At 63.9% G+C, this 12,024-nt stretch carries 10 protein-coding genes; 4 read left to right on the plus strand and 6 right to left on the minus strand.

The features are described from left to right. The 4 genes from purH to htpX all read right to left on the minus strand — a co-directional run. Positions 1 to 1,333 (minus strand): bifunctional phosphoribosylaminoimidazolecarboxamide formyltransferase/IMP cyclohydrolase (gene purH / locus EN949_RS26475; protein WP_127371826.1); only part of this gene is annotated, 1,333 nt, incomplete at its 3' end. Positions 1,334 to 1,419: 86 nt separating this feature from the next. Beyond that, positions 1,420 to 3,144 carry a heparinase II/III family protein gene (locus EN949_RS26480; RefSeq protein WP_013529012.1) on the minus strand — a complete coding sequence of 575 codons (1,725 nt, stop codon included), beginning with the start codon at positions 3,142 to 3,144 and terminating at the stop codon, positions 1,420 to 1,422. Between the two features lie 147 nt (positions 3,145 to 3,291). Next, positions 3,292 to 4,719 carry an RsmB/NOP family class I SAM-dependent RNA methyltransferase gene (locus tag EN949_RS26485; RefSeq protein WP_063169464.1) on the minus strand — a complete coding sequence of 476 codons (1,428 nt, stop codon included), beginning with the start codon at positions 4,717 to 4,719 and terminating at the stop codon, positions 3,292 to 3,294. After that, on the minus strand, positions 4,677 to 5,696 hold the full coding sequence (gene htpX / locus EN949_RS26490) for a zinc metalloprotease HtpX (protein WP_024504208.1): 1,020 nt from the start codon (positions 5,694 to 5,696) through the stop codon (positions 4,677 to 4,679). Before htpX ends, EN949_RS26485 begins: the two co-directional genes overlap by 43 nt. A 105-nt stretch (positions 5,697 to 5,801) precedes the next feature. Between htpX and EN949_RS26495 the strand changes: the two genes are divergently transcribed. Further along, on the plus strand, positions 5,802 to 6,023 hold the full coding sequence (locus tag EN949_RS26495) for a DUF1674 domain-containing protein (RefSeq protein ID WP_024504209.1): 222 nt from the start codon (positions 5,802 to 5,804) through the stop codon (positions 6,021 to 6,023). Positions 6,024 to 6,030: 7 nt separating this feature from the next. Here EN949_RS26495 and EN949_RS26500 read toward each other — a convergent pair whose 3' ends face one another. Continuing rightward, on the minus strand, positions 6,031 to 6,696 hold the full coding sequence (locus EN949_RS26500; RefSeq protein WP_063169463.1) for an HAD-IA family hydrolase: 666 nt from the start codon (positions 6,694 to 6,696) through the stop codon (positions 6,031 to 6,033). Positions 6,697 to 6,861: 165 nt separating this feature from the next. On the opposite strand from EN949_RS26500, the gene EN949_RS26505 reads away from it, so the two are divergent. The 3 genes from EN949_RS26505 (at position 6,862) to EN949_RS26515 (ending at position 11,367) form a co-directional block, all read left to right on the plus strand. After that, entirely contained in the window at positions 6,862 to 7,731 is an 870-nt protein-coding gene (locus tag EN949_RS26505; RefSeq protein ID WP_013529017.1) for a transglutaminase family protein, read from the plus strand. Between the two features lie 524 nt (positions 7,732 to 8,255). After that, a complete protein-coding gene (locus tag EN949_RS26510; RefSeq protein ID WP_063169462.1) occupies positions 8,256 to 9,734 on the plus strand; it encodes a pilus assembly protein in 1,479 nt (492 codons plus the stop codon). A gap of 364 nt (positions 9,735 to 10,098) precedes the next feature. Beyond that, the gene (locus EN949_RS26515; RefSeq protein WP_063169461.1) at positions 10,099 to 11,367 is read left to right on the plus strand and encodes a cyclopropane-fatty-acyl-phospholipid synthase family protein; all 1,269 of its coding nucleotides are present in this window, start codon (positions 10,099 to 10,101) and stop codon (positions 11,365 to 11,367) included. Between the two features lies 1 nt (position 11,368). On the opposite strand, the gene EN949_RS26520 is transcribed toward EN949_RS26515, so the two are convergent. After that, positions 11,369 to 12,024, minus strand: a 656-nt coding sequence (locus tag EN949_RS26520) for an MOSC domain-containing protein (protein ID WP_127371827.1), incomplete at its 5' end; no start/stop codon positions are given.

Genomic DNA, 12,024 nt, shown 5'->3' on the forward strand with positions numbered 1-12,024 from the left:
TGCCGACGGTGGCGCCGTCCCTGACGTAGACGATGGCGTTGGACTTGACGTGCTTGGCGATGCGGAAGGCGAATTTCAGGTCGGCCATTTCGACCGGCGTCGGCGCCCTCTTGGTCACCACTTTCAGTTCGAGGTCGTCGACGACAGCGTTGTCCCGGCCCTGGATGAGCAGACCGCCGGCGACGGATTTGACCGTCGTGCCCGGCGTGCGCGGATCCGGCAGCCCACCGGTGACCAGCAGGCGCAAATTCTTCTTCGCCGCGACGATGGCCGCTGCCTCGTCAGTGGCGCCGGGCGCTATGATGACTTCGGTGAAGGTTTTTACGATCTCTTCCGCCGCCTCGGCGTCGAGGGTGCGGTTGACCGCGACGATGCCGCCGAAGGCCGAAACCGGGTCGCAGGCGAGCGCCTTGGCGTAGGCGGCTTTCAGCGAGGTGCCTTCGGCAACGCCGCACGGGTTGGCGTGCTTGATGATGGCGACGGCGGCGGAACGCGCCGGATCGAACTCGCCGACCAGCTCGAAGGCGGCGTCGGTGTCGTTGATGTTGTTGTAGGACAGCTGCTTGCCCTGCAACTGACGCGCCGTGGCGACGCCCGGCCGCTTGTCGCCATCGATATAGAAGCCGGCGCTCTGATGCGGGTTCTCGCCATAGCGCATCACCTCGACCAGCCTGCCGCCAAAGGCACGCCACGTCGGGTGTTCGATCTCGAGCGCTTCGGCGAACCAGCCGGAGATCGCCGCGTCATAGCTGGCGGTGCGGGCGAAGGCCTTGGCGGCCAGCTTCTTGCGGAAATCCAGCGACAGCGAGCCGATGTTCATCTCCAGCGCGTTCAGCACCGAGGCATAGTCGCCGGGATCGGTGACGATGGCGACATAGGCGTGGTTCTTGGCCGAGGCGCGGATCATGGCCGGGCCGCCAATGTCGATGTTCTCGACGATCGATGCGTAGTCGGCGCCGGAGCGGCGGACCTCCTCGAACGGATAGAGATTGGAGACGACGAGATCGATCGGCTCGATGCCGTATTTGCGCATTGCCGCTGAATGCTCCGGATCGTCGCGCACGCCAAGCAGCGCGCCATGCACGCCGGGATGCAAGGTCTTGACGCGGCCATCCATGATCTCGGGAAAGCCGGTGAGCTCGGAGACGTCGCGCACCGGAAGGCCCGCGTCAGAGATCGCCTTTGCCGTGCCGCCGGTCGAGACCAGCTCGACGCCTGCGGCTGCCAGCGCCTTGGCGAAATCGATGAGGCCGGTTTTGTCGAAAACGGAGAGCAGGGCGCGGCGCACGGGAACCAGGTCTGGTGCGGGAATGTTCTTGGCGGCGACGGCCATGGGCTGGCGGCCTTTCACGACTGGTGTGGTGGATGCCCGCGCCCGTAGCACATGCCGCCCGGAAATCAAACCGGCGGTCAGGTAGGTCAGTTGTTTTCCGGATAACCGGCGATGCTGGTGCGGGTCAGCTGCCAGTGGACTTCGGCGATTTCCGAGGCCTTGAAGGCAAGCACGATCTGGCGGCTGCGGCGCGGGCCGCCAAGACCGGCGAAATAGATCGATTCCTCGACCTCCGGCACCACTTCGGCCGATGTGAACACCCAGGTGTCGGCCTGATCGGCGGCCAGCACCAGGCGGTCATGCTCGTCCTGCAAAAGGTTGACATCGGGATGAACGTGGAAGCGGACGGTGACGAAGTCGCGGCCATTGTTGCGGATCGCGGCACTGCCGGGGCGCTGGAAGCGGTCCCGGCCGGCCAGCACATTGCCGTTCGACGACAGCTTCAGCTCGCGCTCATGCAGGAAACCAAAGCGCGCGACATAGCCGTCATGGCGGGCGATGAAACCCTGAACGCCTTTCTGATCGGTGCGCTTGCACTGCACATGCTGCGGGCCGCCGATCAACGGCGAACCGAGCAGGTCGTTGACGCGCAACGAGTGGCTGAAGCGCGCCGACGAGGTGTCGTTGATGGTGGCGGTCGAGTGCGCGGCGGTGGCGCGCGCCAGCGGCCGGAATTCAGCCGCGCCGTAGGTGTCGATGCCGGCATTGACGATGTAGTGCTGGCGCCCGGACGACAGTTCGAAGGCAAGGCAGCTGGCATGTGCGGCATTGGACACGTCGACCGGCGGCGGCGGGCCGGTGTCGGCGATGACCGTGGTGCCGCCCATAGACAGGCGCTCATAGCCGGAATGCGGCGCATGCAGCAGCGGCGCGCCAGCGGTGTCGTCGTGGCGCAGGATGGTGGCGATGCGGTCGTGGATGGTGGCGCCCATGCCGTTGAAGCGGGCGAGGCTGCCATCCTGATGGCGGAAGAAGCGCAGCGCCGGCAGCATGCGGTCGATGGCGCCGATCAGCGCCTGCGGCGGCGTTTCCGCCTGGTTGGCATAGGTCTGGCGCAGCGGCAGAAGGTCGGCGAGGATTTCCAGGACGACCATCGGATTGCGCGAAATGTGCCCGCCATCGGCGAGGATCTGGCGGTCGAGTTCCTCGGCAAGGTTGCGGGTCGCGCCACGCAGCGCCGATGCCGGCGCCGGCAGGGACAAGGCAGCGAAGGCGAGCGCGATGCGGGCCCGCAGCCTGTCCTTGCCGTCGGGCATTTCGCGCGCCATCGACCTGAGATAGCGGATCTGCATGGCAACCGACTTCAGGAAGGCGCGGTAGAAAGGGAACTCGGCGCCCTGCAATACGACCGAGGAGTGCTGCAACCAGGCGATGATGCGCTTGGCCGTCGTGCCGGGCTCCCAGGCGATGCCGGAAATATGGCTGCCATGCATGGTGATCCAATCGGAGACCAGGGCGCGGGCATTGGCAGCGGCAAGCTCCGTGCCGGCGGCGCGCATATGGCGCAGCCAGCGAAAGCCGTGCAGCGTCTTCTGCCACCCGTGATTGGGCACGTTGATCTGGAAAGGCGACTTGCCGCCGGTCTCGACCAGATGCCCCGACAGGGGATAGCGGCCGTAATAGATCTCGAGTGCGATCTGCGGGTCGGCGAGGCGCAGGTCCGGCGGTGCGATCAGCACACGTTCCGGCGTGCGGCCGGAATAGCGCCAGCGATAGACAGGCCCGGCGCGCAGGCGCCGGCGCGTTTTGCGCCAGAACTCCTTCGCGACAAGCGTCCACAGACGCGTCGTGCTGCTGGCAGCCAGTGCCAAAACCCCTCCTGATCGTCCTCTACCCCGGCGCCGAGTCTACATGATTGCACGATTCGTGCGAAGGCGAATTCCACGAGCCCGGGCCGGTTCACCTGCTTCTGCCCCCGGTCCTGCCTAAAAAAGGCAGCAAATCCGGCAGTTCAAGCCCTAGCCGGCTCGCCGCATGCGAGCGGCGAAGAAGCCGTCGAGGCCTGAGCGTTCCGGCGCGCCGAGGTCCAGGTCGGCGGGCGTGGTGCGCAGCGTGCCTTGCGGCGTCAGGAATGGAGCGATGCCGGCGATCTCGCCTTGCAGCAGCGGATCATTGGTGATTTCAGGCGTGCCGGCGAGAAAGGCGCGACAGAGATCCTCGCCTTCGAGCGGATCGAGCGAACAGTTGGAAAAGACGATCCTGCCGCCGGGCTTCACCAGCGTCACAGTGCGGGCGAGCAGCCTGCGCTGCAGGTCGGCCAGTTTTTCGACATCGGCAGAAGTCTTGGTCCATGGCACGTCGGGGTGCCGCCGCACCGTGCCGGTCGACGAGCAGGGCGCGTCGAGGAGAACGGCGTCGAACAATTCCTTCGGCTCGAATTTGAGCAGGTCGGCCTGGACGATCTCGGCGGACAGGCCGAGGCGCTCGAGATTCTGCGTCAGCCGCGCAAGCCGGTTTTTTGACGTGTCGACGGCGGTGACCTTCGCGCCGGCAACGATCAGCTGCGCGGTCTTGCCGCCGGGCGCGGCGCAGAGATCGGCAACCCGCAATCCCGTGACATCGCCGAACAGTCGGGCGGGCAGGCTGGCCGCGGCGTCCTGGACCCACCAGGCGCCCTCGGCAAAGCCAGGCAATTCGGTGACAGGACCGACAAGATTCTCGACCCGCACCGTGCCGGTCGGCAGGACGATGCCGCCGAGTTTTTCGGCCCAGAGTCCGGGATCGGCCTTGACCGAGAAGTCGACCGGCGCCTCAACGCGGTGCGCTTCGAGGATCTGTCTGGCCTTTTCGTTGCCGTAGGTAGTCTTCAGCCTGTCGGAAAACCATTCGGGCGCCTCGTCGGTGGCGGCAAGGGCGGCAGGCAATTCCGTTTCCTTGGCCCGTGCCAGTGTGCGCAGCACGCCATTGACGAGGCCGGAGAACCGCACCGTGCGCGGATCGGACTTGGCATGGGTCACCGCAATGTCGACGGCGGCGCTGTCGGGAATATCGAGGAACAGGATCTGTGCGGCCGCCACATGCAATATGTGCGACAGCGCCGTGGCATTGGGCGGCAGCGGCTTTTCCAGGCGCCGCGCCAAGAGCCCCGATATGGTCATGCGATAGCGCAGCGCGGTGACCAGAATGGCGCGGACAAGGCCGCGATCGCGCAAATCGAGCGCCTTGTATTGCGGGTGGCCGTTCTCGTGATCGGTCAGCCCGTCAAGCGGTGTCCTGGCATCGATGACGGCGGCCAGCAGGCGGGCCGCTGCCTTGCGCGCGGCGAGACCGGCGACGAAGTCGCCGCCGTCCCTGTGTTCCTGATCACCTGAAACCGTGCGTCGAGGTCCTCTGTCCGCCACGCTCACGACCACCGGCCCCTGGGCCCGGTCGGATTGCGACCCCATGGGTTGGATTTGGGCTTGGCGGGCTCCGCCGGCTGCTCGGGCCGTGCTGTCTGATCCCACGGGCCGGATGGCCGCAGTTCGTCCGCCTGGCGTGGCGTTGGGGCCTGGCGCGGTGCAGCCCGGGTTTCGCTGCCGGCCATGTCGCGCGCCATCGCCTGCAAGGCTGCAATGCGGTTCTCAGTGGCGGGGTGGGTGGAGAACAGGCTGTCCATGCGCTCGCCGTGAAGGGGATTGATGATGAAGAGATGCGCGGTCGCGGGATTGCGCTCGGCATCGGGGTTGCGGATGCGTTCGGCGCCGCGGGCGATCTTGTCAAGCGCCGATGCCAGCCAGAGCGGGTGTCCACAGATTTCGGCGCCACGTCGGTCGGCCTCGTATTCGCGGGTGCGGCTGACCGCCATCTGCACGACCATCGCGGCAAAGGGCGCTACGATCATCGCCGCCAGCACGCCGACAAAGCCGAACGGATTGTTGTCGCGATTGCCACTGAAAAAGAAGGCGAAATTGCCGAGCATCGAAATGGCACCGGCAAAGGTGGCGACGATCGTCATGGTCAGCGTGTCGCGGTGCTGCACATGGGCGAGTTCGTGCGCCATGACGGCTGCGACCTCTTCAGGCGTCAGCGCCTGCAACAGGCCGGTGGAGGCAGCGACCGCCGCGTTCTGCGGGTTGCGGCCGGTGGCAAAGGCGTTCGGCTGCGGATTGTCGATCAGGTAGGTCTTCGGCATGGGCAGGCCGGCCTGTTTGGCGAGCGACTGGACGATGGCGTAATATTCGGGCGCGTTCTTCTCGTCGACCTCGACGGCACGGTTCATCGACAGCACCATCTTGTCGGCATTCCAGTAGCTGAACAGATTGGTGCCGGCGGCGATCAGCAGCGCGATCATCATGCCGCCGGTTCCGCCGATCAAAAAGCCGACGCCCATGAACAGCGCGGTCATCGCGGCAAGAAGCATGGCGGTGCGAAGTGTGTTCATCGTCTGCTCCTGTCCAGGTGATAGCGAAAAGGGGTCGATCCGCTTCGTCTCATCGCTATATGATGGGAAACACCAGTTCCCGTTTCAATCCGCTGGAAATATCGCATGAACGACGAAGCCAGTAAAACCGATGCCGAGCTTGCCCATGATGTCGAGCCAAAGGCGCTGACGCCGGAAGCCAGACGTGCGCTCGCGGAAGCCGAAGCAAGGCGTGTAAAGTACCTGGAAAAGGAAGCCTCGGCGCCGAAGGAAATCGGCGGCCGCGGCGGCAAGGAGCCCGGCCGCTACGGCGACTGGGAGGTAAAGGGCCTGACCAGCGATTTCTAGACGCGGCCTAGGCGGCGTTGCGCTGCGGCTCGAGCGCGATCCAGCCACGCTCGTCGACGGTGATGCCCACCATGTCGTAGCCCGCGATCGCGGCGTGTTGCGTTGGCAAGGGGTGCTTGTGCGTGGCGCTGATGACCATGACCGCCGCGCCCGCCGCTTCGGCTGCCGCTATGCCGGCCGGGGCATCCTCGAACACGAGGCAGTCGCGCGCGTCGAAGCCGAGCCGTTCCGCGCCAAGCCGGAAGCAATCGGGCGCCGGCTTGCCGCGGGAGACATCTTCCGCTGCGACGATGACGGCCGGGACGGGGATGCCCGCGGCCTTCATGCGCAACAGCGCCAGCTCACGTGGGGCGGAGGTTACGATCGCCCAGCGTTCGGGCGGCAGCGAATCGAGAAATGCCACGGCGCCGGCGATCTGGATAATGCCTTCGAGATCGGCCGCCTCGGCCTTCAGCAGCAGATCAGCCTCGTGTGCCGGGTCGACGCCCGGCAGCGCCAGGCCGGTGATGGTCTCGATCGCGCGTACGCCATGGATCGTCGGCAGGAAGGCAGCGACGTCGAGGCCCTGGCGGCGTGCCCAATCGCTCCACACCCGTTCCGCCGAGGCGATGGAATTGATGAGCGTGCCGTCCATGTCGAAGAGGAAGGCCGCGAATTTTCTGCTTGAATACATGATTTTCCTTGAGTCCGGGGAGCGCTGGTGGGGTTGCCGAACCTAACGTCTCGACCGCGGCAGGGGAAGACACGGGGTGGGCTTTTCGATCGGCCCAGGGAACCACGGTATCCTCCGGGCGTTTGGGAAGGACTGCTTCTCACAAGATCGAAGGGGGGACCAACGATGCTGATCCGGCTCGGCTATGAAATCGCCATCGAATGCGTAGCCGCCACGCCGGTGATTTCAGTGCTCGAGATCCATCGGGACAGGCAGGCTGATATCAAGCGGCAGACGCGGGTGCTGACCTCGCCCGCGGTGCCGACAAGGCTGTACCACGATCTGCATGGCAATGCCTGCCGGCGCTTCACAGCGCCCGCCGGTGGTTTTCGCATCCTGTACGACGCGGTCGTCGAGGACAGCGGCGAGACGGACGAGGTAAACACGCTGGCCAGGGAAGTGCCGGTGGCGGACCTGCCGGACGAAGTTCTCGGTTATCTCCTGGGCAGCCGCTATTGCGAGACGGATCATCTGAGCAGCCTGGCCTGGCAGCTCTTCGGCGACATTCCGTCCGGCTGGGCGCGCGTGCAGGCGATCGTCGACTATGTCCACAACCGGCTGTCGTTCGGCTATGGCTATGCGCGCTCGACCCGCACGGCGGCTCAGGCGCATGAGGAACGCGTCGGGGTCTGCCGCGACTTCGCTCATCTGGCGATCACGCTTTGCCGCTGCATGAATATTCCGGCACGCTATGTGAACGGCTATCTCGGTGATATCGGCGTGCCAGCCGATCCGGCACCGATGGACTTTTCGGCGTGGCTGGAAGTGTTCCTCGACGGCAAATGGTACACGTTCGATCCTCGCCACAACACGCCAAGAATCGGCCGCATCGTCATCGCCCGCGGCCGCGACGCCACCGACGTGCCGCTGCTGCATAGTTTCGGCGCCCACCGGCTCAGCCTGTTCAAGGTATGGACCTATGAACAGGAAGGCAATCTGTTCAACCCGCCCTACCACGGTATCGACAGGACCGTCGGCGCACAGATGCTGGCCTAACGGTATGTCGATTCAGGTGAGGCCGGTCTGCAAATGACGGCTTTCTGCGCTTCCGGTGCTCACGGACCAAATGTCCGCTCCGCTCCGGTTCTCGAAAGCCATCATTTTCGACCTGGCCTGACCTGAATCTCAACACCCCCTTGAGGCGCGGCCAAAAGCGGCCCTGGTTTTCAAACGTGATGGCGCTTTGGTCTTTCGACGGCCGGAGGCGTTGGATCCGATCATTTCGCGCCCTGCAGTCTCGGGACAACTGGCCCGCTTCGGCACACGGACCCTGTCCCGCAACAGGACGTCATCGGGATTCCGTGATTGCTTCGTCTTGAGCATGGTAACCGGCTCGTAAACGCAGCCGCGGCCGCGCTTTTCTGTTTACCAGTCATTCACCTTTGCGGAGCTTGAAGCCGAACAAAAACAATGATTTGGCGGCAAGCGGCCGGCCTTCTGCCAGCCAGCGGCGTCATCCGGCGGGAATCCTGCATTGCCCTGTCCGCGGCGACGAGGCCGAGGCGAATGGAGGCTGTAGGATGCGGAATTACGGGGGTCTTGTTCACGCGATCGGCGGGTTCGCCAGGGATCGCGGTGGAAATTTCGCAATCCTGTTCGGCCTCAGCGCCTCGGTCTTGGCGCTGGCTGTTGGCTTCTCGGTCAACGTATCGCAGCTCTACAATGCCAGATCGAGCCTCCAAGGCGTCGTCGACGCCGCGGTCACATCGACGGCACGCGACCTAACGACCGGCGCCATCAAGGAAGCCGATGCCAACAAATCGGTGCAGGCCTTTCTCGACGCCAACAGCCAGGCAGGCATTCTGCAGGCCGACCAGATCGTACTCGACAGGCTGATCGTCAACAGGACCGCCAAGACGGTCCAGGCTGACGCCCATGTCGATGTCGGGCTGTATTTCCCGATTTTTGGCACGGGCGACATGAAACGCGTCGCCGCCTCCACGACGGCGCTCTATTCGGACAAGACCGTCGAAGTGGCGATGATGCTCGACATAACGGGGTCGATGGCCAAGCGCGGCAAGGTCGACAAAATCGGCGATCTGAAAACAGCTGCAAAAAACGCCGTCCAGACGATGCTGCAGAAACAGGATCCGCAGAACCCCCGCATCCGCGTCGCGATTGTGCCTTATGCATCTGGCGTCAACGCCGGCAAGCTGGCGGAAAACGTCTATGCCGAAAAACAAGCCAGCACTGAGCTCCCACCCGTCGCCGGCAGTCCGCTTCTCGTCGCCAAGACGGGCAAAAATCTGCTGCCGTCCTTCAGCGACTACATCTCCATTGTCGGCGCGGCGATGCCACGCCCCGACAATTGCGCCACCGAGCGCAAGGACAAGAACGGCAACGCGGATATGAGCGCCGACGGCCCGGATACTGTCCGCACCGACGGGAACGGCAAGAAATACTATGCTCTGGTCAACCGGGACGATCATCTCGGTGACGGGGACATGAACAGGTGCCCTGATGCGAAAGTGATCCCGCTGACCGCCGATTCCGATGCCTTGCTTGAATCGATCGAGGACTTCCGGGCCAATGGGTTTACGGCCGGCGCGATCGCCATTCAGTGGACCTATTATATGCTGTCGCCGCAATGGCGCACTGCGATCAGGAATGCCGGTCTTGGCAAGGGTGCCTCGGATGCCGATCCGAAGAAGATCGCCAAGGTCGCGATCCTGATGACCGATGGCCAGTTCAATACGGCCTTCGCCGGTGCTGGGGACAGCTACAACAGGCAGGGCACCCTTGCGCGCGGCAACGCCGAAACGCTGTGCGACAACATGAAAAACGACGGCATCGAGATTTTCACCATCGGCTTCGATCTGGACGACAAGGATATGTCGACAACCGAGCGGGACCAGGCAAAGGCGGTGCTGAAGGATTGTTCGTCGAAGGATACCTCCGCCGCCAAGAGGCATTTCTTCGACGTGTCCACCGGAGCCGAATTGGACGACGCCTTTCAGGAAATCATTCGCAACACCGAAAAGATCGCATTGACCCAGTAGTCTGGTCCGCAAACGGAAAAGGCCGCCGCTTCTTTCGAAGCCGGCGGCCTTCCGTGTTTCCGTCCGTGGCGCGGCCCATGGCGATGACCTATCAGGTCAGCCGCCGCGCATTTCGCGCCTTAACGGGAAGACTGCTTCCCGAAAGTGCAATCCGCTGAGGCCACGTTCTGGAAAACGAAATCACTCGACATCGGATCACCTCCTTTCGATTTGTTGAACACATACTCATGATGGGGTGCATTGCAGCAAAAGACAAGGTGCAGGTCTGAAATTAACCAAGGGGCGGGCCTGGTGCGGGCCGGCTTGCGATTGCCAGGCCGACCGGGCAAACTTCTGCCCCTGAGCCAGCATTCGGAGGAATCGCATGGAGGCAGCCGAAAAGGCCGCTCGCATCGTTCGAACGGTGATCGAAACATTGAAGCCGGGTTTTGCGGTCAGGCTGTGGACCGGGGAGCGGATAGGCCCCGCCACTGGTCCGGTGCTCACCATCAACGACCAGGACATCGTCTGGCAGATCGTGAAGCGACCGTCCCTGTCGACGCTGATCGAGATGTGGATTTCCAAGACCATCGACATCGAAGACGGGACGATCTTCGATTTTTATGCCCTGCCGTCGCAAGGCAAGCTCAGAACCAAGCTCAAGTCGCTGCCGAAAATGGCGATCCTGCGCGACCTGCCTTCCGTGCTTTTGGCACGCAAGCAGATGAGCGCGCGGACCGATCTGTCGGGGCGCAATCCCTATGTCAGCGGTTCGAGCCAGGAGGCGATCCAGCATCACTATGACATCTCGAACGCCTTCTACCGGCTCTTTCTCGACGAGCGCATGGTCTATAGCTGCGGCTACTTCAAGGATTTCGCCAATGGCATCGACGAGGCCCAGGTCGACAAGCTCGACCACATCTGCCGCAAGCTCCGGCTGAAACCGGGCGAACGACTGCTCGACATCGGCTGCGGCTGGGGCGCCATGCTGATCCATGCGGCAAAGAACTACGGCGTCGTCGGCCACGGTGTGTCGCTGTCGCAGGCGCAGACCGAGCTGGCCCGCGAACGCATTCGCGCCGAGGGGCTGGAGGACCGCATCACCATCGAGATCAAATCCTATGCGGAACTCACCGGCAGCTTCGACAAGATCTCGTCGATCGGCATGTTCGAACATCTCGGGCTCGCCAACCATGCGACTTATTTCAAGACCATTCATCGCCTGCTGAAGCCGGGCGGCATCTATCTGCACCACGCCATCACCCGGCGCAGCAAGGGCGACATCAAGAAGACCTTGCGCAAGGGGCCGGAGTTCAAGGCGCTGCTCAAATATATCTTTCCCGGCGGCGAACTCGACACCATCGGCATGACAACAGGCAATCTCGAGGCGCATGGTTTTCTCGTCTACGATGTCGAGAACCTGCGCGAGCACTATGCCCGCACCTGCAGGCTGTGGGCCGAGCGGCTGCAGGCCCGCTTCGATGAGGCAATCGCCGAGGTGGGCGAGGCCAGGGCGCGGCTATGGCTGCTTTACCTGACGGGCTGTTCGATCACCTTCGAGCGCGCATCGGCACAGATTTTCCAGACCGTCGTGACCAAGCGCGCGCGCGGTCCAAGCGGCCTGCCGCCGACACGGGCGGATCTGTATCGATAGCTTACAGGAAGCGCATCGCGTCGCCGACTTCGACGCGCGCCGGCCTGTCGACCGTGCAATAGACGCCGAGATTATGGGCGTTGTGACGGACCAGGTTGCGCAGGATCGCCGGATCATGGTCGAAGCCATCCTGGGCGACAATGGTGAAACCGCAGCGGCGGCAGGGTTCCGAGATGGTCAGCAGGAGATCGCCGACGGCAAGCTTGCGGCCGATCCATTCCGTTTCGGGAAACGAGCCTTCGATGGCCGCCATGTCGACAACGATGTTGGGGCGGAAGCGGCGCGGGTCGGCGACCCCTTCCGGGTGCAATGCTTTCAGGCGTGCCAGCGAAGCCGTGGTCAATAGATGAATCGGCGCCTTGCGGTAGCGCTCCGCGGTCAGCGGGCCGGAATAGTCAGGCCCGGCATTCTCGCGGCGAAACGGACGGAGCGAGGCCTCGAAGCCGAGATAGGCCGACACCGCGCGGTCGCTCTCGATGCTTGGCGCGGCCAGCCAGTCGCCCTCGGGAACGGCAATCTCGAGTTCCAGGGTCGGCGACAGCCGGGTGCGGATGCGCGGCACCTTGTGCCATTTCGCGTCGCGGTCCGGTCGTGCGATCTCGTTGTCGGACACGTCGACAAGGCCGAACAGGCGGTCGCCGTCGATGCTCTCGACGT

It is taken from the genome of Mesorhizobium sp. M7A.F.Ca.US.007.01.2.1 (genome assembly GCF_003998165.1).
GTDB classification, from domain to species: domain Bacteria; phylum Pseudomonadota; class Alphaproteobacteria; order Rhizobiales; family Rhizobiaceae; genus Mesorhizobium; species Mesorhizobium ciceri.

What these genes read in the sequence shown, in the direction of transcription:
- htpX (WP_024504208.1), bottom strand. Translation starts at nt 5,696, where the DNA reads ATGAACACACTTCGCACCGCCATGCTTCTTGCCGCGATGACCGCGCTG.
- EN949_RS26515 (WP_063169461.1), top strand. Translation starts at nt 10,099, where the DNA reads ATGGAGGCAGCCGAAAAGGCCGCTCGCATCGTTCGAACGGTGATCGAA.
- EN949_RS26505 (WP_013529017.1), top strand. Translation starts at nt 6,862, where the DNA reads ATGCTGATCCGGCTCGGCTATGAAATCGCCATCGAATGCGTAGCCGCC.
- EN949_RS26495 (WP_024504209.1), top strand. Translation starts at nt 5,802, where the DNA reads ATGAACGACGAAGCCAGTAAAACCGATGCCGAGCTTGCCCATGATGTC.
- EN949_RS26500 (WP_063169463.1), bottom strand. Translation starts at nt 6,696, where the DNA reads ATGTATTCAAGCAGAAAATTCGCGGCCTTCCTCTTCGACATGGACGGC.
- EN949_RS26510 (WP_063169462.1), top strand. Translation starts at nt 8,256, where the DNA reads ATGCGGAATTACGGGGGTCTTGTTCACGCGATCGGCGGGTTCGCCAGG.
- EN949_RS26485 (WP_063169464.1), bottom strand. Translation starts at nt 4,719, where the DNA reads ATGGGGTCGCAATCCGACCGGGCCCAGGGGCCGGTGGTCGTGAGCGTG.